Here is a 20951-nt window from a genome sequence, read left to right on the forward strand (position 1 = left end):
CGGCCCGGGCGACGTCGAGCTCCAGCAGCGGCCCGATGTCGAGGGTGACCTTGGCCGCCGGCCGCGGGAAGTAGAGGTTGGGTCCGACCAGCAGCCGGAACTCGGTCAGGCTCCGCGGGTCGGGCACGGTCAGGCCCCGGTCGAGTGCAGGCCGCCGTCGACGTGGACCATCTCGCCGGTGGTCCTGGGGAACCAGTCGCTGAGCAGCGCGACCACGGCCTTGGCCGCCGGCACGCCGTCCTTGGGGTCCCAGCCGAGCGGCGCGCGCTCACCCCAGACGTCGTTGAAGGCGCTGCCGCCGCCGATGGCCTTCTTGGCCAGGGTGTCGATCGGGCCGGCTGCGACGAGGTTGACCCGGACGTCGTCCGGACCGAGATAGCGGGCCAGGTAGCGGCTGGTCGACTCGAGCGCCGCCTTGGCCACCCCCATCCAGTCGTAGACCGGCCAGGAGACGGTGGCGTCGAAGGTCATCCCGACCACCGAGGACCCGGGCCGCAGCAGCGACTTGACCGCCATGGTCAGCGCGCTCAGCGAGTACGCCGACACGTGCAGGGCCTGCCCGACGTCCTCCCACGGCGTGCTGAGGAACTTGCCGCCGAGCGCGGTCTCCGGGTTGGCGTAGGCGAGGCTGTGCACCAGCCCGTCGAGACGGTCGGTGTGCTCGGCGATCTCGCCGGCCACCCGCGCGAGGTGGTCTGCGTTGGTCACGTCGACCTCGAGCAGCGGCGGCACCGGGTCGAGCTTCTGGAGCACCCGGCGGGTCAGGCTCATCGCCCGCCCGAAGTTCGACACCAGCACGGTGGCGCCTTCCGCCTGCGCGATCCGCGCCACGTGGAAGGCGATCGAGGTGTCCAGGGTGATGCCCGTGACCAGCACGGTCTTGCCGTCGAGAATGCCCACTGTCCGTCGCTTTCTGTGGTGGTGAGGTCCTGCGGGGATGCTGCTGGCGGTGCGGCCGGGCGGCTCAGTGACCCATGCCGAGACCGCCGTCGACCGGGATCACCGCGCCCGAGACGTAGCCGGCACCGTCGCCGGTCAGCCAGGCCACGGTGTCGGCGACGTCGTCGATGGTGCCGAGCCGGCCAGTCGGGATCTGGGCCAGGTAGGCCTTGACCTGCTCCTCGCTGAGCTCGGCGGTCATGTCGGTCTCGATGAACCCGGGGGCGACCACGTTGGCGGTGACACCCCGGCCGCCGAGCTCGCGGGTCAACGACCGCGCCAGACCGACCAGCCCCGACTTCGAGGCCGCGTAGTTGACCTGGCCGGCCGAGCCGAGCAGCCCGACCACCGAGCTGATCAGCACCACCCGGCCGAACCGCTGCCGCATCATCGCCCGGGTGGCCCGCTTGACCACCCGGAACGCGCCGGTGAGGTTGGTGGCGATCACGGCGTCCCAGTCCTCGTCGCTCATCCGCAGCAGCAGGGTGTCGCGGGTGATCCCGGCGTTGGCGACCAGGATCTCGACCGGGCCGTGCGCCTGCTCGATCTCGGTGAACGCGGCGTCGACCTGCCCGGCGTCGGTGATGTCGCAGGCGATCCCGAGGACGCCCTCGGGCGCCTCACCGCTGCGGGAGGTGGTGGCCACCTTGTGCCCGGCGGCGGCGAAGCGCTGGGCGAGCCCGCGCCCGATGCCACGGCTCCCCCCGGTGATCAGCACGCTGCGGGCGGTGGGGCTGGTCGGCTCGCTCACGGCGTCACGCTATCGAGTTGCACCCCCTGGGGGTGCATCGGGCGAGCCGCCGCCCGTCGAATCAGTCGTGGAGGTCCCTACCGGAGCTGTGACCGAGACCACGGTCCGGGGCCGGACGTCCCGGAGGACGGACGTCGTCCGGACCGATCGGCCTGAGAATCCACCGAGCGTAGGGTGAACGACATGGCAGTGACAGGGCACGACGCGCGGCAGCACCAGCCGAACGTCATCACCACGGCGCGCAGCGGCAACAGCCGGGAGTTCGCGCACCGTCAGCGCCAGTACGTCATCGCGATGGGCATCCGCACCCTGTGCTTCCTGCTGAGCACGATCCTCTTCTTCACCCACGTCATCAACGGCTGGGTGTGTGCCGTGCTGTTCATCGGCGCGGTGTTCCTGCCGTCGGTCGCGGTGGCGATCGCGAACCAGAGCAACACCCGCCACGACGAGCAGGAGCAGTTCCAGACCGTCGCCCCGGCCGACGCCCGTCAGCTGACCACCGGCCCGGAGCCCGAGGTGGTCGAGGGCACCGTCGAGGACGACTTCGGCACCGTGCCCCCGCGCCCGACCACGGACCGGTTCAGCGCCCGGCAGCACGTCCCGGACGACCGCCAGGCCGATGACCGCGGCGCCGCCTGAGCCCACCGTCTGCTCGGCGCGGGGCTGTCAGGCGCCGGCGGTGTGGGACCTTCGCTGGAACAACCCGAAGATCCACACGCCCGACCGGCGCAAGCACTGGCTGGCCTGCGACGAGCACCGTCCGACGCTGACCTCGTTCCTGTCCGCGCGTGGCTTCCTGCGCGAGACCGAGCCGGTCGGTGCCGACGACCCGCTTGACGACGCGACCTGACCCGCGCTCAGCGCTCCCAGAGCACCGGGTTGAGCTCGGAGTCGACCGTGCCGCCCGGCCGGACGCCCGGCATCCAGGTGGCGAGGTCGCGGACCTGGTTGTCGTTGGTCGGTTCGGTGACCACCATGTCGGCGTCGACGTAGATCATCGTCATCACCCGGCGCGGCTGGGTCCCGCTGTTCGCCCCCGCGCGGTGGAACGTCCAGCCGAGGTGGAAGCTGACGTCGCCGAGGGCGTAATCAGTCTCGTCGAGGGGAAAGTCGCGCTCGCTGAGCTCCTGCTGGAGCAGCCGCTCGGACTCGTCGCTGATCGGCAGGTCGCGGCCGAACTCGACGGTGTGGCTGCCGCGGGCGAAGGCGAGCGGGCCGAGCTCGCGCGGGGTGTCCTGGAGCGGGATCCAGACCGTCACGCACCGGTCGGTGGCGAACGGCCAGTAGTACTGGTCGGCGTGCCACGGCGTCACCCCGCCGCCGGGCTCCTTGTAGAGCGCCTGGTCGTGGTACATCCGCACCCCGCGGACGCCGAGCAGCTCGGTGGCCACCCGGGCCAGGTCGGCGGAGAACGCGAACGCCTGCACCTCGGAGCTCTGCTGCCAGATGTTGGAGACCTGGAGGAACGCCTTGCCGTAGGTGTCACGCTCGGCCAATGGCAGGTGCTGGGTGTTGAGCTCCACCACCTTGTCGCTGATCAGCGGCGCCCAGGCGGCCAGCACCGCGGGATCCAGCACGCCGGGCAGCCGGACGAAGCCCTCGCGGTCGAACCTCTCCCGCACCCGGTCCTCGACGGCGAACTCGGTGGTCACGGCGGGCGGGGTCACGGCGGGAGACGGCATCGTCATATATCGATTGTGCGCCCTCACCAGGGACGACGGGGCCGGCCCGGGAGATCGGGCGACCGGTCGTGCCCGCCGGATCAGCCGCCGATGGCCGACATCGGCCGGTCGGGCTGCAGGAACGTCGGGTCGTCGATGCCGTGCCCGGCCCGCTTGGTCGCGACCGCGGCCAGCCACCGCTCGACCAGCGCGTCGTCGTCCGCCCCGGCCCGCAGCGGGGCGCGCAGGTCGGACTCCTCGCGGGCGAACAGGCAGTTGCGGAGCTGGCCGTCGGCGGTCAGCCGGACCCGGTCGCAGGCCCCGCAGAACGGCGCGCTGACCGCGGCGATGATCCCGACCCGGTGCTCGGTGCCGGCCACCCGGAACAGCTCGGCCGGGGCGCTGCCCCGGGCCAGCTGGTCGGCCGGGTCCTCGACCAGCTCGACGTGCTCGCTCAGCCGGGCCCGGATCTCGGCGGCGGTGATCATGGTGCTGCGGCGCCAGCCGTGCTGCGCGTCCAGCGGCATCTGCTCGATGAACCGGAGCTGGACGCCGGTCTCCATCGCCCAGGCCAGCAGCGGCCAGGCCTCGTGCTCGTTGACCCCGCGGAGCAGCACCGCGTTGATCTTGACCGGATCGAGCCCGGCGGCCCGGGCGGCGGCGACGCCGGCCAGCACGTCGGCGTGCCGGGGGCGACGGGTGATCCGCTGGAACAGGTCGGGGTCGAGGGTGTCGAGCGAGATGTTGATCCGGTCGACGCCCGCGGCGGCCAGGCCCTCGGCGCGGGCGGCCAGCCCGATGCCGTTGGTGGTCAGCGCGATCGCCGGCCGCGGGGTCAGCGCCGCGATCGCCGCGACCAGCGGTTCGAGCCCGCGACGCAGCAGCGGTTCACCGCCGGTCAGCCGGACGGTACGGATGCCCAGCCGCTGCACAGCGAGCCCGATCAGCCGGACGATCTCGTCGTCGGTCAGCAGCTCCTCGCGGGCCAGCCAGTCGAGGCCCTCGGCCGGCATGCAGTAGTCGCAGCGCAGGTTGCACCGGTCGGTCAGCGAGACCCGGAGGTCGGTGGCGACCCGCCCGAAGGAGTCCCGCAGCAGTTGCGTCATTTGGAGCGATTCTAGTTTACGGACCGGTGACCCGGTGCGGGTGGCTGTAGACGTTGAGTGTCTCCCCGCGGACGAACCCGGCCAGGGTCAGCCCGGCGCGCTCGGCGAGCTCGACGGCGAGGGTGCTCGGAGCCGACACCGCGGCCAGCACCCCGATGCCCGCCTGGACCGCCTTCTGGGTCAGCTCGAACGACGCGCGGCCGGACACCACCAGCACGGTGTCCGCCGCGGGCACGGCGTCCTGCCCGAGCGCCCAGCCGACCACCTTGTCGACCGCGTTGTGCCGGCCGACGTCCTCGCGGACGCAGAGCAGCTCGGCGGCCCCGTCGGCGTCCACCCGGGCCAGCCCGGCGGCGTGCAGTCCCCCGGTCCGTTCGAACGCCGCCTGGTGCTCGCGGAGCCGGTCGGGCAGCCGCCGGAGCGTCTCGACCGGCAGCACCGGACCGTCGGGCAGCAGCGCCGGCCGGGTCCGGTCGAGCACGGTGTCGATCGAGGTCGTCCCGCAGATCCCGCAGGCGCTGCTGGTCAGCACGTTGCGCCGCAGCCCCGGCTCGGGCGCCGGGACCCCGTCGGCCAGCGCGGCGTCGATCACGTTGTAGGTGTTGAGGCCGTCCGGGCCGGTGCCCAGGCAGTAGCGGAGCGCGCGGACGTCACCGGCGGCCACGACGATGCCCTCGCCGTAGAGGTAGCCGAGCACCAGCTCGAAGTCCTCGCCCGGCGTCCGCATGGTGACCGAGAACGGCTCACCGCCGATCCGGATCTCCAGCGGCTCCTCCACGGCCAGCCGGTCCGAGCGCCGCGACCAGACCTCGCCCGCGAGATGCCGCACCGGTCGGCGCCGGCTCACCTGTGCCATGCGACCATCCTGCCCGTGACCGACGACGCGATCGAACGCTGGCTGGAACGGGCGGCGCAGGCGGCCGGTCTGGACGGTCCCGCGCTCGACCACGCCACCCGGCGGGCGGTCCTCGACCTGGCCCGCGACGCCGCGCACGCCGTCGAGCGTCCGGCCGCCCCGCTGACCACCTACCTGGCCGGGATCGCGGTCGGCCGCGGGGCCGATCCGGCCGAGGTCACCGCCCGTCTCTCGGCACTGGCTCAGGAGGGGCTTCCGGCAGCGGAATAGGCTCGCAGACGTGAGCGACCGGACCGTGGTGCAGACCCCGGCCGACGCCGACCTCGCGCCGGACGAGCAGCCGCCGGGTGGCGCGGCGGCCGGGACGACCGAGGAGCAGACGAACGCGGAGGAGCCGGCCCGCCCGGTGCGCCCGCTGTGGCAGCGCTGGGTGGCGCTGATCCTCTTCGTCGCCGTGATGGGCACGATCTTCGTCAACATGGGCGACTGGCAGCTGCGCCGGCTGCACCAGCGCCGAGCGGCCAACGCCGTGGTGATCGCCAACGAGAACCGGCCGGTGGTGCCGTTCCAGCAGATCTTCACCGCCCCGATCGGCAAGGCCAACGAGTGGAAGCCGGTCTCGGCGACCGGCACCTTCGACGCCGCCCACCAGTACATCGTCCGGTACCGCGACAACGGCGGGGCCAACGGCTACGAGGTGGTCACGCCGCTGATCCCCTCCGACGGGTCGATGGCCGTGCTGGTCGACCGGGGGTTCATCGCCACCGACAACAGCTCCGCCATCCCCACCACCGCGCCCCCGCCGCCGAGCGGGCAGGTCACCCTGACCGGCCGGGTCCGGCGGAGCGAGGCCGGCAACCGGGCGGCGATCACGCCGGTGGACAACCAGATGCGGCTGGTCAACGCCTACGCGATCGCGACGACGCTGCCCTACCCGGTCCGCGACGGCTACATCGACCAGCTCCAGGTCACCCCGGCCCAGACCGGCGGGTTCCAGGTCAAGGTGCTGCCCGAGCTGTCCGACGGACCGCACTTCTGGTACGCGGTGCAGTGGTTCATGTTCACCGGGATCGGCATCGCCGGCGTGGTGGTCTTCATCCGCGGCGACCTCCGCGAACGCCGGGCCGCGCGCGAGGGCGTGCCGCCCACGCCGCAGGGCCAGCGACGACGCCGCCGCCGCTGACCGTCGGGCTGGTCCGGACCGCCCGGCTGCGTCTCGAGCCGCTGGGACCGGAGCACCTCGACGCCGTCCACACCATCTACGCCGACCCGCGGACCTGGCAGCACCTGCCGTCGGCGCGGTTCAGCCGGCGCGCCCAGACCCGGCGGATGATCGCCGGGTCGGTGCTCAGCCGCGAGCTGACCGGGCTGGGCAGCTGGGCGGTCCGGGTGGTGCTCGACGGGACGCCCGGACCGGTGATCGGGACGGCCGGCTGCACCGTGCTCGACGCCGACGCCTGGAACCTCGGGTACCGCTTCGGTCCCGACGCCTGGGGTCACGGGTACGCCAGCGAGGCGGCCACCGCGGCCCTCGACGCCGCGCACCGGGTCCGTCCGGACCTGCCGGTCACCGCCCGCGCCCTGACCAGCAACCCCGCCTCGCTGCGGGTGCTGGCCCGGATCGGGCTGGTCGAGCGCTGGCGCGGACGTTCGGACGAGGCGGCCGTCGCCGACCCCACCGGTGCGCTCGGCGTCCAGCGGGTGGTGGTCGCCGACCGCGAGCTGTCCGACCAGCTGCTGACCGACCTGATCGCCCTGGGCTGACCACACGTCCTCGCCGTGTCGGGGATCTGGCCGCGTCCACCCGGCCGGATCCCCGACACGAGGACGCGGTCAGCCGCAGTGGGAGGATCACGGCATGGACCTGCAGCTGCGCGACCGGACGTTCGTGGTGACCGCAGCCAGCAGCGGGCTCGGTCGGGCGACCGCCGAGGCGCTGGTGGCCGAGGGTGCCTCGGTGGTGCTGGTGGCCCGCCGCGCCGACGTGCTGGCCGAGGTGGTGGCGGGTCTCGGGGAGGACCGTGCCGCATCGCTGACCGCCGAGCTGGGCGATCCGGAGACCGCCGAGACCGCCTGCCGGCTGGCCCTCGACCGGTTCGGCCGGCTCGACGGCGCGCTGGTCAGCGTGGGCGGCCCGCCCGCCGGCCGGGCGCTCGACAACACCGACGAGCAGTGGACCGAGGCGTTCGGCTCGGTCTTCCTGGCCCACCTGCGGGTGACCCGGGCGGTGATCGCGCACGGCACCGCCGACGACCTGGCGATCGCCTGGGTGCTCTCGACCTCGTCCAAGTCGCCGGTCGGCGGACTGGCCGTCTCCAACGGCCTGCGCCCCGGGTTGGCGATGCTGGTCAAGCAGCTGGCCGACGAGTACGGCCCGCAGGGCACCCGGGTGCTCGGGCTGATGCCCGGCCGGGTGGCCACCGACCGGGTCACCCACCTCGACTCGCTGGCCGACGACCCGGAGGCGGCTCGCCGGGCCGGCGAGGCCTCGATCCCGCTCCGCCGCTACGGGCGTCCGGACGAGTTCGGCCGGGTGGCCGCGTTCCTGCTCTCGCCGGCGGCCTCGTACCTCACCGGGTGCGTGATCCCGGTCGAGGGCGGCGCGCTCCGCACGCTCTGAAGTCGGTCGGAGGGTTCGGCCGATGAGCCTCGCCGCGGTCGCCGACCTGCTGGCCTGCCCGCACTGCGCGGCACCGCTGACCCTGGCCGGCCGGCGGCTGACCTGCCCGCGTCGGCACAGCTACGACCTGGCCCGGCAGGGCTACGTCAACCTGCTGGCCGGTCCCACCGGCCTCCGGGCCGACACCGCGGAGATGGTGGCCGCCCGCGACCGCTTCCTCCGCTCGGGCCGCTACGCCGGGTTCGCCGACCGCCTGGCCGACCGGGTGGCGGCGCTGATCGGCGACGGGACGCCGGACGCCCCGGCGGTCCTCGAGAGCGGTGCCGGCACCGGGCACTACCTGGCCGCGGTGCTCGACCGGCTGTCCGCCACCGCGCCCGCTGCCCGCGGGCTGGCCCTCGACCTCTCCGTGCCCGCCTGCCGCCGCGCCGCGCGCGCACACCCCCGGATTGGCGCCGCGGTGGCCGAGACCTGGTCCGGGCTGCCGGTCCGCGACGGCGCCTGCGCGGTGGTGCTCTCGGTCTTCGCGCCGCGCAACCCCGCCGCGTTCGCCCGGGTGCTGGCCCCCGGCGGGGTGGCCGTGGTGCTCGGTGCCGGCCCGGACCACCTGGCCGAGGTCCGCGAGCGGCTCGGACTGCTGGGGATCGAGCCGGACAAGGCCGACCGGCTGCGGACGTCGATGGAGCCCTGGTTCGACACCGGTGGCGAGGAGGAGGTGACGTTCCGGCTCGCGCTGGACCGGAACGCCCTCGCCGACCTGGTCGCCATGGGGCCGAACGCCTTCCACGGCGAGGCTGACCGCGTCGGGGAGGGCGCCGACGTCACCGCCTCGGGGCGGATCGCCTGGTTCCGGCGGCGCTGACCGACCGGACGACGGAGCCGGGTCAGCCGGTGACCAGCGGTCCGGCGTACTCGGCCTCGCGGGCGGCCGCGTCGCGGGTCTGGCCCTCGGCGAACTGGGTCCGGTAGAGCTCGGCGTAGAGCCCGCCCTCGGCCAGCAGGTCGGCGTGGGTGCCGCGCTGGGCGATCCGGCCGTCGGAGACCACCAGGATCTGGTCGGCCTCGCGGACGGTGGACAGCCGGTGCGCGATGACGATGCTGGTCCGCCCCTCCATCGCGGTGTCGAGCGCGCGCTGGACGGCCGCCTCCGACTCCGAGTCGAGGTGCGCGGTGGCCTCGTCGAGCACCACGACCGGCGGCGCCTTGAGCAGCAGCCGGGCGATGGCCAGCCGCTGGCGTTCGCCGCCGGACAGCCGGTAGCCCCGCTCCCCGACCACCGTCTCGAGACCGTCGGGCAGCCGGTCGACCAGGTCGAGCACCTGGGCCGCGGCCAGCGCCTCGCGCATCTGCGCGTCGGTGGCGTCCGGGCGGGCGTAGAGCAGGTTGGCGCGGATGGTGTCGTGGAACATGTGCGCGTCCTGGGTGACGTAGCCGACCGCGTGCTGGAGCGAGGCCAGGGTCAGCCCGCGGACGTCGACGCCCCCGACCTCGACCGTCCCGCCGGTGGTGTCGTAGAGCCGGGCGATCAGGTGGGTGATCGTCGTCTTGCCGGCGCCGGAGGGACCGACCAGCGCGACGGTCTGCCCGGGTTCGGCGGTGAAGCTGATGTCGTGCAGCACCGGCTCGTTCGCCCGCTGCTCGACGGTGGCCACCGACTCCAGGCTGGCCAACGACACCTCGTCGGGCTTGGGATAGGTGAACGCGACGTGGTCGAAGCGCACCGAGGCCGGGCCGGTGTAGTCGCGGGCGTCCTCGGCGTCGGCAATCATCGGCGGCAGGTCGAGCACCTCGAAGACCCGCTCGAAGCTGACCAGCGCGGTCATCACGTCGATCCGCAGGTTGGTCAGCTGGGTCAGCGGCCCGTACAGCCGGACCAGCAGCCCGGACAGCGCGGTCAGGGTGCCGACGGTGAGCGCACCGCGGATCGAGAGGACGCCGCCGACGCCGTAGACCAGCGCGGTGGCCAGCGCGGCCACCAGCGTCAGCGAGGTCATGAAGATCCGGCCGTTCATGGCGATCGAGACGCTGACGTCGCGCACCGCCCCGGCCCGGCCGGCGAACTGATCATGCTCGTCCCGGGGCCGGCCGAACAGCTTGACCAGCAGCGCGCCGCTGACGCTGAACCGCTCGGTCATCGTCTCCGACAGCTCGCCGTTCAGCTGCATCTGCTGCCGGGTGAGGTCGGCGAGCTTGCGACCCATCAGCCGGGCCGGGATCAGGAACACCGGCAGCATCACCAGCGCGGCCAGGGTCAGCGGCCAGCTGAGCACCAGCATCGCGGCCAGCACCAGCACCAGGCTGATCAGGTTCGAGACGACCGTGGACAGCGTCGAGGTGAACGCCTGCTGGGCGCCGATCACGTCGGAGTTGAGCCGGGACACCAGCTTGCCGGTCTGGGTCCGGGTGAAGAAGGCCACCGGCATCCGCGACACGTGGTCGAAGACCCGGGTCCGCAGGTCGTAGATCAGCCCCTCGCCGATCCGCGAGGACAACCAGCGCTCGACCAGTCCCAGCCCGGCGTCGACCACCGCGAGGACCGCGACCACCACGGCCAGCCCGATCACCAGGCCGCGGTCACCGGCCAGCACGCCCCGGTCGATGATCTCCTTGAACAGCAGCGGCGGGGTGACCGACAGCGCGGCGTCGATGATCACCAGGACCAGGAAGCCGACGATCATCCGCCGGAACGGCCGGGCGAAGGCCAGCACCCGGCGCACGAGTCCCGGCGCCAGCCGGTGCCCCTTGGTGTCGACGTCGCGGCCCATCCGGTACATCACCCGGGCGGCGCCGCCCATGCCTCCGCCCATGCTCATGGCGACTCCTCCCGCGCGAACGCTCCCGACCGGTGACCGTACCCCGCAACCCAAGACGGCCCGCCGGGATTCCCGGCCGGCCCCACCGCGGCCGGACGTCCCACCGCCCGGGAACGCCGACAGGGCCCGGCCGGGTGGCCGGGCCCTGTCGGGGCTGACGTCGGTACCGCGCGCCTCAGCTCTTCTTGGCGGCCTTCTTCGCCGTCTTCTTGGCCGGGGCGGCCTTCTTCGCCGGGGCAGCCTTCGTGGCTGCCGCCTTCTTGGCGGGCGCGGCCTTGGCGGTGGTCTTCCTGGCCGGGCTGGTGCTCGCCGACTTCGTCGTCGACCTCGCGGCCGACTTGCTCGCCGACTTGCTCGCCGACTTGGTGGCGCTGGACTTCGTGGCCGCGGACTTCGCGGCGGACTTCGCGGCGCTCTTGGTGGTCGCCCCGGTCTGCTTGGTGGCGGTCTTGCGGGCCGGGGTCGAGGACTTGGTGGCCGGGCTCGACGACCGCTTGGCCGCGCCGGTGGCCTTGCGGGTCGCGGACGACGTGCTCGCCGCGGAGGTGCCGGTGGCCTTCGTCGCCGCCGCCTTGGTCGCGCTCCTGCCGGTCGACTTCGCGGCCGACTTCGCCGGGGTCGACTTGGCGGTCGACTTCGTGGCCGTCGACTTGGTGGCCGTCGACTTCGAGGCGGTCGACTTGCTGGCCGTCGACTTGCTGGCCGGGCTGGAGACCTTCTTGGCGCTCGAGGTCTTCGCGGCGCCGGCGCTCTTGCGAGCGGACGCGGTGCCGCCCGCGGAGGCGGCCTTCTTGGCCCCCCGGGTCGCTCCGCCGCGACCGCGGAGCCCGATCCCGGCCTCGGTGAGCACACCGTGGACGAAGCCGTACGACCGTCCCGCGTCGTCGGCGATCTTCCGGATGCTCTCGCCGGCCGCGTACCGCTTGGCGAACTGTGTCGCCAGGGTCGCCCGCTGTGCACCGGTGATCCGAGAACCCTTGGCTAGAGCCTTGGCCACGCTTCCTCCTGGACAGTCTCCGTGTCGCCGACCACGCCGCCGGGCAACCCCGTGGGACCAATGATCGACTTTCCATGATCACTCGGCAATCGTTTGGGCCAGATTCGCCCAACTTTTTGTCCGGACGAAGTCCGATGATCAGCTGCCGACGCCCCGTCCGGGCGGGCGGCCGGAGCCCGGAGCGGGCTCAGGCGAGGGTGATCAACTCCGCGTACTCGGGGCTCCAGAGGTCCTCGGTGCCGTCGGGGAGCACCAGCACCCGGTCGGGCTCGAGCGCCTCGACGGCCCCCTCGTCGTGGGTGACCAGGACGATCGCGCCGCCGTAGCTGCGAATCGCGCTGAGCACCTCGGCGCGCGAGGCGGGGTCGAGGTTGTTGGTCGGCTCGTCGAGCAGCAGCACGTTGGCCGCCGAGACCACCAGCATGGCCAGTGCCAGCCGGGTCTTCTCGCCGCCGGACAGCACCCGGGCCGGCTTGTCGACGTCCTCGCCGGAGAACAGGAACGACCCGAGCATCTTGCGGACGTCGGTCTCGTTGAGCTCGGGGGCTGCGGTCTTCATGTTCTCGAGCACGGTCCGGCCGACGTCGATGGTCTCGTGCTCCTGGGCGTAGTAGCCGAGCCGGAGACCGTGGCCGGGGTTGACCTGGCCGGTGTCCGGCGGCTCGAGCCCGGCCAGCATCCGGAGCAGGGTGGTCTTGCCGGCGCCGTTGAGACCCAAGATCACCACCTGGCTGCCGCGGTCGATGGCAAGATCAACACCGGTGAAGACCTCGAGCGAACCGTAGCTCTTGCTCAGGTCCTCGGCGGTCAGCGGCGTCCGGCCGCACGGCGCCGGGTCCGGGAACCTGATCTTGGCGACCTTGTCCGAGGCGCGCTCGGCCTCGAGCCCGGCCAGCAGCCGCTCGGCCCGCCGGGCCATGTTCTGCGCGGCCACCGCCTTGGTCGCCTTGGCTCCCATCTTGGCGGCCTGGGTGAGCAGCTGGTCGGCCTTGCGTTCGGCGTTCTGCCGCTCGCGCCGACGTCGCTTCTCGTCGGTCTCCCGCTGCAGCAGATAGCGCTTCCAGTCCATCGCGTAGACGTCGAGCTCGGCCCGGTTGGCGTCGAGGTGGAAGACCTTGTTGACCGTGGCCTCGAGCAGCCCGGTGTCGTGGCTGATCACCATGAGCCCGCCGGTGTAGCCGGCCAAGAAGGTGCGCAGCCAGCTGATCGAGTCGGCGTCGAGGTGGTTGGTCGGCTCGTCGAGCAGCAGCGTCTCGGCGTCGGAGAAGAGGATCCGGGCCAGCTCGACCCGGCGTCGCTGCCCGCCGGAGAGGGTGCGCAGCGGCTGGCCGAGGACCCGCTCGGGCAATCCGAGGTTGCCGGCGATCCGGGCCGCCTCGGACTCGGCCGCGTAGCCGCCGGCCGCGTTGAGCTCGGCGTCGGCGCGGGCGTAGGCCGACATCGCCCGGTCGCGCTCGTCCTCGTCGTCGGAGCCCATCCGCTGCTCGGCCTTGCGGAGCCGGAGCAGCACCTGGTCGAGCCCGCGGGCGGCGAGGATCCTGTCGCGGGCGAGGGTCTCGAGGTCGCCGGTCCGCGGGTCCTGCGGCAGGTAGCCGATCGGCCCGGTCCGGGTCACCGACCCCGACGCGGGCTGCGCCTCGCCGGCCACGATCTTGGTCAGCGTGGTCTTGCCGGCGCCGTTGCGCCCGACCAGCCCGATCTTGTCGCCGGGTCCGACCTGGAAGGAGGTGTGCTCGAGCAGCAGCCGCGCACCCGCACGGACCTCGAGCTCCCTGACCGTCAACATCGCCGCTTACTTTCTCTCCCGCGGCCCGGAGCCGCCAAATCACTGTCCCTGCCGCGCGGCGCTGCGCTCTCCCCGCTCACCGGGCCGGGCCCGGTCCGGAGCTCAGACGTTGAAGCCGAGCGCCCGCAGCTGCTCGCGCCCGTCGTCGGTGATCTTCTCCAGACCCCACGGCGGCATCCAGACCCAGTTGATCCGGGCGTCGGTGACCAGACCCTCGAGCGCGGTCGCGGTCTGGTCCTCGATCACGTCGGTCAGCGGGCAGGCGGCCGAGGTGAGGGTCATGTCGATGGTCAAGGAGTGGTCGTCCTCGATGTGCAGCCCGTAGACCAGCCCGAGGTCGACGACGTTGATCCCGAGCTCGGGGTCGACGACGTCCTTCATCGCCTCGGTGACGTCCTCGAGGCTCGGCGCCGGTCCGGACGCCGGGGCGGGCGTGCCGGGCAGCTCGTCGCGCACGAGGTCGGAGGGACGGGTGCCCTCGGCGGAGCCGTGCTCCGTCGTGCCCGCGGTGGTGGTGGATTCGGTCATGCCTGGCTTCCTTCCTGTCGGCCGCTGGCCTGGATGGCGGCGTCCTTGAACGCCGACCACCCGAGCAGGGCGCACTTCACCCGCGCCGGGAACCGGGCGACGCCCACGAAGGCGACCCCGTCCTCGAGGGTGTCCTCATCGGGCTGGAGCTCGCCCCGGCTCTGCATCATGGCCAGGAACTCGTCGTGCAGTGCGAGCCCGTCCTCGAGGCCCTTGTCGCGGACCAGCCCGGCCATCACCGAGGTGGAGGCCTGCGAGATCGAGCAGCCGACGCCCTCGTAGGACACGTCGGCCACCTTCCCGCCGTCCAGGTGGACCCGCAGCGTCACCTCGTCGCCGCAGCTCGGGTTGACGTGGTGCACCTCGGCCTCGTAGGGCTCGCGCAGACCGGACCATTCCTTCGCCTTGTAGTGGTCGAGGATGATCTCGGCGTACATGTCTTCGACGTTCACACCGATCCGATCTAGCTGAAGAACTTCTGGGTGTACAGCAACGCGTCGACCAGCTGGTCTATTTCCCGCTTCGCCGTGTAGAGGTAGAACGACGCCCGGGTGCTCGACTGGATGCCGAACCGCTCGTGCAGCGGGCGTGCGCAGTGGTGACCGCCGCGGACCGCGACCCCGCGGGCGTCGAGGAACTGGGCGATGTCGTGCGGGTGCACGTCGGTGCTCCCCGCCCGGAGCGTGAACGAGACCGCCCCGCCCCGGTCGACCGGCTCGGTCGGCCCGAGGATCCGCAGCCCGTCGATGCTCTGCAGCCCCTCGAGCGCGTACCGGGTGATCTCCTGCTCGTGCGCGGCGACCCGTTCCATCCCGACCGCCTGCAGGTAGCCCGCCGCGGCGCCGAGGCCGACCGCCTGGGCGATCGGCGGGGTGCCCGCCTCGAACCGGTGCGGCGGCGCGGCGAAGGTCGACCCGGTCATCCGGACGATCTCGATCATCTCGCCACCGCCGAGGAACGGCGGCAGTTCGGCCAGCAGGTCGTAACGCCCCCAGAGCACCCCGATCCCGGTCGGGCCGACCATCTTGTGACCGGTGAAGGCGACCAGGTCGGCGCCGAGGGTGGTGACGTCGGTGGGCAGCTGCGGGACGGCCTGCGAGGCGTCCAGCACCATGGTCGCGCCCACCCGGTGGGCCAGCGCGGCGAGCTCGGTGACCGGGTTGACGGTGCCGAGCACGTTCGAGACCCAGGTGACCGAGACGATCTTGGTCCGCTCGTTGATCAGCCCCTCGGCCTCGGCCTTGGCCAGGTCGAGTCGGCCGTCCTCGGTGACGTCGAACCAGCGCAGGGTGGCACCGGTCCGCTCGCAGGCCAGCTGCCACGGGACGATGTTGGAGTGGTGCTCCATCACCGAGACGACGATCTCGTCGCCCTCGCCGAGACCGCCGGTGAGCGTGTGCGCGCACAGGTTGAGCGCCTCCGAGGCGTTCTTGGTGAAGATCACCTCGGCCGGCTGGGCGGCGCCGATGAAGCGGGCCACCGCCTCCCGACCGCCCTCGTAGGCCGCCGTCGCCTCGGCGCCCAGGGTGTGCATCGCCCGGGCCACGTTCGCGTTGTGGTTGAGGTAGTGGTCCTCGATCGCCTCGACCACCGCGGACGGCTTCTGCGAGGTGTTCGCGCTGTCCAGGTAGGCCAGCGGGTAGCTGCCCACCGTGCGCTGCAGGATCGGGAAGTCGTTGCGGATGAAGTCGACGTCGAAGCCGATGCCGTCGCCGGCCCCCAGTTCCGCACCCTGATCGGGGTCGATCGAGCGGCCGAACTCCGCGGCGGCGTCGGCGAGGTCGTGGGTGCCGGCGCTCATCAGGCCCCCGCGGTGGTCGCGCTCTTGGCGGCCTGCACGTAGCGGTCGTAACCCTCGGCCTCGAGCCGCTCGGCCAGCTCCGCACCGCCCTGCTCGGCGACCCGGCCGGCCACGAAGACGTGGACGAAGTCGGGCTTGATGTAGCGCAGGATCCGCGTGTAGTGGGTGATCAGCAGCACGCCGCGGTCGCCCTGTCCGGTGAACCGGTTGACGCCCTCGGAGACCACCCGGAGCGCGTCGATGTCGAGGCCCGAGTCGGTCTCGTCGAGGATCGCGAACTTCGGGTTGAGCAGCTCGAGCTGGACGATCTCGTGGCGCTTCTTCTCACCGCCGGAGAAGCCCTCGTTGACGCTGCGCTGGGCGAACTCGGGGGCCATCTGCACCCGGTCCATGGCCGCGTTGACGTCCTTGACCCAGGTACGCAGCTTCGGGGCCTCGCCGTCGACCGCGGTCTTAGCGGTGCGGAGGAAGTTGGCCACCGAGACGCCGGGCACCTCGACCGGGTACTGCATGGCCAGGAATAGTCCGGCGCGGGCCCGCTCGTCGACGCTCATGGCCAGCACGTCCTCACCGTCGAGGGTGACCGAGCCGGAGGTGACGGTGTACTTCGGGTGGCCGGCGATCGAGTAGGCCAGGGTGGACTTCCCGGAGCCGTTCGGGCCCATGATCGCGTGGGTCTCGCCGCTGCGGACGACCAGGTCGACGCCGCGCAGGATCTCCTTCGCGCCGTCCTCGGTGTCCACCGAGACGTGCAGGTCGCGGATGTCGAGCGTTGCCATGTGGGTTCGTTCTCCTCGTTCGGGTCGGGTCGGTCAGTTCAGCGGGGCGTCCAGGTCGACCAGGACGTCGTCGCCCTCGACCCGGCAGGGATAGACGGGGACCGGCGCGGTGGCGGGCAGCCCGGTGGGCCTGCCCGTCTCCAGGTCGAACCGGGACCCGTGCAGGTAGCACTCGATCTCGCCGTCGCCGACGTCGCCCTCGCTGAGCGGGATGGCGGCGTGGCTGCACTCGTCGGCCACCGCGTACCAGCGGCCGTTGCTGTGCACGATGGCCAGGTCGAGGTCGTCGACCTCGACGGCCAGCGCGCACTCGGCACCGACCTCGGAGGCCGCGCAGGCGCGTCGGAACGCCATCAGGCGTCCGCCCCGGCGCCGGCCGCGCTGGCGGTCGGCAGCCCGATGTTGACGGCGAGCTCGTGCTCGACCGCGGTCAGCAGCCGCTCCTCGACGTCGGCGACGCCGATCCGGCGGATGATGTCGGCGAAGAAGCCGTGCACGACCAGGCGGCGCGCCTCGTCCTCGGCGATCCCGCGGCTGCGCAGGTAGAACAGCTGCTCGTCGTCGAAGCGGCCGGTGGTGGCGGCGTGACCGGCACCGGCGATGTCGCCGGTCTCGATCTCCAGGTTGGGCACCGCGTCCGCGCGGCAGCCGTCGGTCAGCACCAGGTTGCGGTTGGACTCGTAGGTCTCGATGCCCTCGGCGACCTTGCGGATCAGCACGTCGCCGATCCACACGGTGTGCGCGCCCCGGCCCTGCAGCGCGCCCTTGTAGTCGACGTTGCTGATGGTGTGCGGGGCGTTGTGGTCGACGAACAGCCGGTGCTCGAGGTGCTGCCCGGCGTCGGCGAAGTACAGCCCGAGCAGCTCGGCGTTGCCGCCGGGACCGGCATAGGACACCGCGCTGTTGAGCCGGACCAGGTCGCCCCCGAAGCTGACCGCGACGTGCTTGAGGCTGGCGTCGCGACCGACCCGGGCCTGGTGCTGAGCCAGGTGGACGGCGTCGTCGGCCCAGTCCTGGACGGTGACCACGGTGACCTGCGCGCCGTCGCCGACGGCGAACTCGACCACCTGGGCCAGCTGGGCCGACCCGGTGTGGTTGAGCACGACCGTGACCCGGGCGTGGGCGCCGACCCGGACCGCGACGTGCCCGGCCTCGGCGGTCTGCGCACCCTCGCCGCTGAGCCGGAGGACGACGGGCTCGGTCGGCTCGGCCTCGGCGGGGACGTCGACGACCAGGCTCGCGGCGGTCTCGGCGAACACCCGAGCGCTGGCCCGGTCGGTCGGCACGAACCCGCTGATCCCGCGCCAGTCAGCCGCCTCGGCGCCCTCGACCGCCCGCACGCTCACCCCGTCCGGCGCGCTGCTCTCGGTACGCACCGAGCCGGTGCCGAACGGCGCGTCGGCGTGCAGCCCGCGGAGCCGCTTGAGCGGGGTGAACCGCCAGATCTCCTCGAGGCCGGTCGGCACGGGGTGGTCCTCGACCCGCCAGGACCCCTCGGGGTGCAGGTGGCTGGCCACCCGGTCCGACGTCTCCACCGCGTTGGCCACGTTGGCCACCCGGTCCGTCTCGGTAACAGTCATTCCTCTTCCTCTGGCCACCCCGTCGGTGGCTTCGTCAATCGATCACCGAGAAGCTGCCGCCGCGGTGGGCGACTCGGTGATCATGTTCGGTTGTCGGCCCTTCGACAGGCTCAGGGCACCGTTGAGCAACAGCCGGGGCCGCGGGGGCTGCGGGCACCGGGTCGGGGCGTGGCGGGCGTTGCGCGCTCCGCGGTCGCAGCACCCGAGCCGATCCGCAGACGTGAGCCGCGGAGCGTGCTGGGCGGGACCCGGTGCCCGCAGCTCTCGCGGCCCGCGAACCCGACCACCGCGACCCGACACCGGCGGACCTCAGCCGACGGCGCCTTCCATCTGGAGCTCGATCAGCCGGTTGAGCTCGATCGCGTACTCCATCGGCAGCTCCTTGGCGATCGGCTCGACGAAGCCGCGCACGATCATCGCCATCGCCTCGTCCTCCTCCATCCCGCGGCTCATCAGGTAGAAGAGCTGGTCGTCGCTGACCTTGGAGACGGTGGCCTCGTGCGCCATCGAGACGTCGTCCTCGCGGACGTCGACGTAGGGATAGGTGTCGGAGCGGCTGATCTGGTCGACCAGCAGCGCGTCGCACTTGACCACGGAGGCCGAGTGCTCGGCACCCTCCTGCACCTGGACCAGGCCGCGGTAGGAGGTGCGGCCGCCACCGCGGGCCACCGACTTGGAGATGATCGAGCTCGAGGTGTGCGGCGCGCAGTGCACCATCTTCGAGCCGGCGTCCTGGTGCTGGCCCTCGCCGGCGAAGGCCACCGACAGCGTCTCGCCGCGGGCGTGCTCCCCCATCAGGTAGACCGCCGGGTACTTCATGGTGACCTTGGAGCCGATGTTGCCGTCGATCCACTCCATGGTGGCGCCGGCCTCGCAGGTCGCGCGCTTGGTCACCAGGTTGTAGACGTTGTTCGACCAGTTCTGGATGGTCGTGTAGCGGCAGCGGGCGCCCTTCTTGACGATGATCTCCACCACGGCGCTGTGCAGCGAGTCCGAGGAGTAGATCGGGGCGGTGCAGCCCTCGACGTAGTGCACGTAGGCGTCCTCGTCGACGATGATCAGCGTCCGCTCGAACTGGCCCATGTTCTCGGTGTTGATCCGGAAGTAGGCCTGCAGCGGGATCTCGACGTGGACGCCCTTAGGCACGTAGATGAACGAGCCGCCCGACCAGACCGCGGTGTTGAGCGCGCTGAACTTGTTGTCCCCGGTCGGGATGACGGTGCCGAAGTACTCCTCGAACAGCTCCGGGTGCTCCTTGAGCGCGGTGTCGGTGTCGAGGAAGATCACGCCCTGGCGCTCGAGCTCGTCGTTGATCTTGTGGTAGACGACCTCGGACTCGTACTGGGCGGCGACGCCGGCCACCAGCCGGGCCTTCTCGGCCTCGGGGATGCCGAGCTTGTCGTAGGTGTTCTTGATGTCGGCGGGGAGGTCGTCCCAGCTGGCGGCCTGCTTCTCGGTCGACCGGACGAAGTACTTGATGTTGTCGAAGTCGATCCCGTCGAGCTCGGCACCCCAGGTCGGCAGCGGCTTGCGCTCGAACAGCCTGAGGCCCTTGAGCCGACGCTGGAGCATCCACTCCGGCTCGTTCTTGAGGTGGCTGATGTTGCTCACCACCGACTCGTTCAGACCGCGCTGGGCGGTCGCACCGGCGTCGTCGGCGTCGGACCAGCCGAAGCGGTAACGGCCCAGCGCCTCGAGGTGCTGGTCCTGGGTCTCACCGGTGCCGCCCATCTTCTGGCCGACCGGGGCGAGCTGCTCCGGGTTCTCGCGGGGGTCGGGTTCGACCCGGTCCCCGTCGAGCTGGGTGTGCGGTTCGTGGAGCGAGGTCATATCGACTGCCTTCCCTGCTGGGTGTCGTGCCGGGTGTCCTGCTGGGGTTCGTGCTCGGTTTCCCGCTCGGCCGGGCCGGTGGATTCGGCCGCGGTCCGCGGGACGTGGGTGGTGCAGACGCCGTCGCCGTGGGCGATCGTGGCGAGCCGCTGGACGTGGACGCCGAGCAGCTCCGAGAACAGCTCGGTCTCGGCCTCGCACAGCTGCGGGTAGCGCTCGGCCACGTGCGCGACCGGGCAGTGGTGCTGGCACAGCTGCTCACCGGCGGCGGCGGGCCGGACCGAGGCGACGTAGCCCTCGGCGGTCAGCGCGTCGGCCAGCCGCTGGGCCGGAGCGGCATCCGGGTCGGCCGCGCCGGTGCGGTCGAACCGCCGGCTGAGCGCGGCGAGCCGGCGGCGTCCGAGCCGCCCGATCGCCTCGGCGCCGCCCTGCTCGGCGAGCAGGTCGAGCGCCTGGATGGCGAGCGTGTCGTAGGCCTGAAAGAAGTCGGCGCGGCCGGCGTCGGTGAGTGCGAAGACCTTGGCCGGACGACCGCGCCCGCGGGCGCCGTAGACCCGGCGCTCGCGCGGCTCGACCAGCCCGCGCTCGGTCAGCACGTCGAGGTGCCGGCGGACGCCGGCGGCGCTCAGTCCGAGCCGTTCGGCCAGCTCGGCCGCGGAGGACGGCCCGGCCTCGAGGATCGCCTGCGCGACCCGCTGCCGGGTGGTGGCGTCGGTCTCGTGACCCGCGTCACTCCCGGTCTCTGTGGTCCGGGTACGGCGGTTCCCAGGCACGTCGGTGACGAGCTGGGTGGATTTCACAACGCCAGTGTGCTCTTATTCGCCAAGCCCGTTCAAGCAAGGTCAGCCTTACCCGTGACCAGGCTCGAGGACCGGCCTCACAGCGGGTGGCGACCGGGCGGAAC

Annotated in this window: 23 protein-coding genes; 7 read left to right on the forward strand and 16 right to left on the reverse strand. The window is 72.4% G+C overall.

What is annotated here, in order from left to right; translation table 11 throughout:
- Positions 1-129: 129 nt before the first annotated feature.
- Positions 130-900 (reverse strand): enoyl-ACP reductase FabI, encoded by a 771-nt coding sequence (gene fabI, locus FHX74_RS09100; protein ID WP_182559842.1) that lies wholly within the window; start codon positions 898-900, stop codon positions 130-132.
- A 64-nt stretch (positions 901-964) separates the two neighbouring features.
- A complete protein-coding gene (fabG, locus tag FHX74_RS09105; protein WP_182559843.1) occupies positions 965-1690 on the reverse strand; it encodes a beta-ketoacyl-ACP reductase in 726 nt (241 codons plus the stop codon).
- Positions 1691-1873: 183 nt separating this feature from the next.
- Between fabG and FHX74_RS09110 the strand changes: the two genes are divergently transcribed.
- Together FHX74_RS09110 and FHX74_RS09115 are read left to right on the forward strand one after the other, a co-directional pair.
- Entirely contained in the window at positions 1874-2329 is a 456-nt protein-coding gene (locus FHX74_RS09110; RefSeq protein WP_182559844.1) for a DUF3099 domain-containing protein, read from the forward strand.
- Between the two features lie 40 nt (positions 2330-2369).
- Positions 2370-2540: a hypothetical protein gene (locus FHX74_RS09115; protein WP_328823729.1), complete on the forward strand. Its 171-nt coding sequence runs from the start codon at positions 2370-2372 to the stop codon at positions 2538-2540.
- A 7-nt stretch (positions 2541-2547) separates the two neighbouring features.
- Here FHX74_RS09115 and FHX74_RS09120 read toward each other — a convergent pair whose 3' ends face one another.
- The 3 genes from FHX74_RS09120 to fdhD form a co-directional block, all read right to left on the reverse strand.
- Positions 2548-3378: a phytanoyl-CoA dioxygenase family protein gene (locus FHX74_RS09120; protein ID WP_235970539.1), complete on the reverse strand. Its 831-nt coding sequence runs from the start codon at positions 3376-3378 to the stop codon at positions 2548-2550.
- 74 nt (positions 3379-3452) lie between these two features.
- On the reverse strand, positions 3453-4457 hold the full coding sequence (gene moaA / locus FHX74_RS09125) for a GTP 3',8-cyclase MoaA (RefSeq protein ID WP_182559846.1): 1005 nt from the start codon (positions 4455-4457) through the stop codon (positions 3453-3455).
- A gap of 16 nt (positions 4458-4473) precedes the next feature.
- A complete protein-coding gene (gene fdhD / locus FHX74_RS09130) occupies positions 4474-5313 on the reverse strand; it encodes a formate dehydrogenase accessory sulfurtransferase FdhD (protein ID WP_182559847.1) in 840 nt (279 codons plus the stop codon).
- A 15-nt stretch (positions 5314-5328) separates the two neighbouring features.
- Between fdhD and FHX74_RS09135 the strand changes: the two genes are divergently transcribed.
- From FHX74_RS09135 to FHX74_RS09155, 5 genes are all read left to right on the forward strand, one after another.
- Positions 5329-5583 carry a DUF6457 domain-containing protein gene (locus FHX74_RS09135; protein ID WP_220483743.1) on the forward strand — a complete coding sequence of 85 codons (255 nt, stop codon included), beginning with the start codon at positions 5329-5331 and terminating at the stop codon, positions 5581-5583.
- Positions 5584-5593: 10 nt separating this feature from the next.
- Entirely contained in the window at positions 5594-6496 is a 903-nt protein-coding gene (locus tag FHX74_RS09140; RefSeq protein ID WP_182559848.1) for an SURF1 family cytochrome oxidase biogenesis protein, read from the forward strand.
- Between the two features lie 26 nt (positions 6497-6522).
- Positions 6523-7077 (forward strand): GNAT family N-acetyltransferase, encoded by a 555-nt coding sequence (locus FHX74_RS09145; RefSeq protein ID WP_268926007.1) that lies wholly within the window; start codon positions 6523-6525, stop codon positions 7075-7077.
- Positions 7078-7171: 94 nt separating this feature from the next.
- Complete coding sequence (locus FHX74_RS09150) at positions 7172-7933, forward strand: SDR family oxidoreductase (protein ID WP_182559849.1); 762 nt, start codon at positions 7172-7174, stop codon at positions 7931-7933.
- A 22-nt stretch (positions 7934-7955) separates the two neighbouring features.
- Positions 7956-8795, forward strand: coding sequence for a putative RNA methyltransferase (locus FHX74_RS09155; protein WP_182559850.1), 840 nt, complete (start codon positions 7956-7958; stop codon positions 8793-8795).
- A 22-nt stretch (positions 8796-8817) separates the two neighbouring features.
- On the opposite strand, the gene FHX74_RS09160 is transcribed toward FHX74_RS09155, so the two are convergent.
- From FHX74_RS09160 to FHX74_RS09210, 11 genes are all read right to left on the reverse strand, one after another.
- A complete protein-coding gene (locus FHX74_RS09160) occupies positions 8818-10746 on the reverse strand; it encodes an ABC transporter ATP-binding protein (RefSeq protein ID WP_182559851.1) in 1929 nt (642 codons plus the stop codon).
- Between the two features lie 175 nt (positions 10747-10921).
- Positions 10922-11743 (reverse strand): helix-turn-helix domain-containing protein, encoded by an 822-nt coding sequence (locus tag FHX74_RS19825; RefSeq protein ID WP_328823730.1) that lies wholly within the window; start codon positions 11741-11743, stop codon positions 10922-10924.
- 187 nt (positions 11744-11930) lie between these two features.
- Positions 11931-13529, reverse strand: a complete 1599-nt coding sequence (locus tag FHX74_RS09170) for an ABC-F family ATP-binding cassette domain-containing protein (protein ID WP_182559852.1) — start codon at positions 13527-13529, stop codon at positions 11931-11933.
- A gap of 102 nt (positions 13530-13631) precedes the next feature.
- Positions 13632-14057: a metal-sulfur cluster assembly factor gene (locus FHX74_RS09175; RefSeq protein ID WP_182559853.1), complete on the reverse strand. Its 426-nt coding sequence runs from the start codon at positions 14055-14057 to the stop codon at positions 13632-13634.
- On the reverse strand, positions 14054-14509 hold the full coding sequence (gene sufU / locus FHX74_RS09180) for a Fe-S cluster assembly sulfur transfer protein SufU (protein WP_182559854.1): 456 nt from the start codon (positions 14507-14509) through the stop codon (positions 14054-14056). Before sufU ends, FHX74_RS09175 begins: the two co-directional genes overlap by 4 nt.
- Positions 14510-14520: 11 nt before the next feature.
- A complete protein-coding gene (locus FHX74_RS09185; RefSeq protein ID WP_182560389.1) occupies positions 14521-15762 on the reverse strand; it encodes a cysteine desulfurase in 1242 nt (413 codons plus the stop codon).
- Between the two features lie 95 nt (positions 15763-15857).
- Complete coding sequence (sufC, locus tag FHX74_RS09190) at positions 15858-16637, reverse strand: Fe-S cluster assembly ATPase SufC (RefSeq protein ID WP_182559855.1); 780 nt, start codon at positions 16635-16637, stop codon at positions 15858-15860.
- Between the two features lie 33 nt (positions 16638-16670).
- Positions 16671-16991, reverse strand: coding sequence for a non-heme iron oxygenase ferredoxin subunit (locus tag FHX74_RS09195; protein ID WP_182559856.1), 321 nt, complete (start codon positions 16989-16991; stop codon positions 16671-16673).
- Positions 16991-18217 (reverse strand): Fe-S cluster assembly protein SufD, encoded by a 1227-nt coding sequence (gene sufD, locus FHX74_RS09200; RefSeq protein ID WP_182559857.1) that lies wholly within the window; start codon positions 18215-18217, stop codon positions 16991-16993. Before sufD ends, FHX74_RS09195 begins: the two co-directional genes overlap by 1 nt.
- Positions 18218-18526: 309 nt before the next feature.
- Positions 18527-19948: a Fe-S cluster assembly protein SufB gene (sufB, locus tag FHX74_RS09205; protein ID WP_182560391.1), complete on the reverse strand. Its 1422-nt coding sequence runs from the start codon at positions 19946-19948 to the stop codon at positions 18527-18529.
- 95 nt (positions 19949-20043) lie between these two features.
- Positions 20044-20820, reverse strand: a complete 777-nt coding sequence (locus FHX74_RS09210) for a helix-turn-helix transcriptional regulator (protein WP_182560390.1) — start codon at positions 20818-20820, stop codon at positions 20044-20046.
- Positions 20821-20951: the final 131 nt, after the last annotated feature.

Source organism: Microlunatus kandeliicorticis, assembly GCF_014137855.1.
In the GTDB taxonomy this organism is placed as follows: domain Bacteria; phylum Actinomycetota; class Actinomycetes; order Propionibacteriales; family Propionibacteriaceae; genus Microlunatus; species Microlunatus kandeliicorticis.

Coding starts and splice junctions, on each gene's coding strand:
- FHX74_RS09155 (WP_182559850.1), top strand. CDS start 7,956: ATGAGCCTCGCCGCGGTCGCCGACCTGCTGGCCTGCCCGCACTGCGCG.
- FHX74_RS09160 (WP_182559851.1), bottom strand. CDS start 10,746: ATGAGCATGGGCGGAGGCATGGGCGGCGCCGCCCGGGTGATGTACCGG.
- sufB (WP_182560391.1), bottom strand. CDS start 19,948: ATGGGCGGCACCGGTGAGACCCAGGACCAGCACCTCGAGGCGCTGGGC.
- FHX74_RS09110 (WP_182559844.1), top strand. CDS start 1,874: ATGGCAGTGACAGGGCACGACGCGCGGCAGCACCAGCCGAACGTCATC.
- FHX74_RS09195 (WP_182559856.1), bottom strand. CDS start 16,991: ATGGCGTTCCGACGCGCCTGCGCGGCCTCCGAGGTCGGTGCCGAGTGC.
- FHX74_RS09170 (WP_182559852.1), bottom strand. CDS start 13,529: ATGTTGACGGTCAGGGAGCTCGAGGTCCGTGCGGGTGCGCGGCTGCTG.
- sufC (WP_182559855.1), bottom strand. CDS start 16,637: ATGGCAACGCTCGACATCCGCGACCTGCACGTCTCGGTGGACACCGAG.
- FHX74_RS09175 (WP_182559853.1), bottom strand. CDS start 14,057: ATGACCGAATCCACCACCACCGCGGGCACGACGGAGCACGGCTCCGCC.
- moaA (WP_182559846.1), bottom strand. CDS start 4,457: ATGACGCAACTGCTGCGGGACTCCTTCGGGCGGGTCGCCACCGACCTC.
- fdhD (WP_182559847.1), bottom strand. CDS start 5,313: ATGGCACAGGTGAGCCGGCGCCGACCGGTGCGGCATCTCGCGGGCGAG.
- FHX74_RS09120 (WP_235970539.1), bottom strand. CDS start 3,378: ATGACGATGCCGTCTCCCGCCGTGACCCCGCCCGCCGTGACCACCGAG.
- FHX74_RS09150 (WP_182559849.1), top strand. CDS start 7,172: ATGGACCTGCAGCTGCGCGACCGGACGTTCGTGGTGACCGCAGCCAGC.
- sufD (WP_182559857.1), bottom strand. CDS start 18,217: ATGACTGTTACCGAGACGGACCGGGTGGCCAACGTGGCCAACGCGGTG.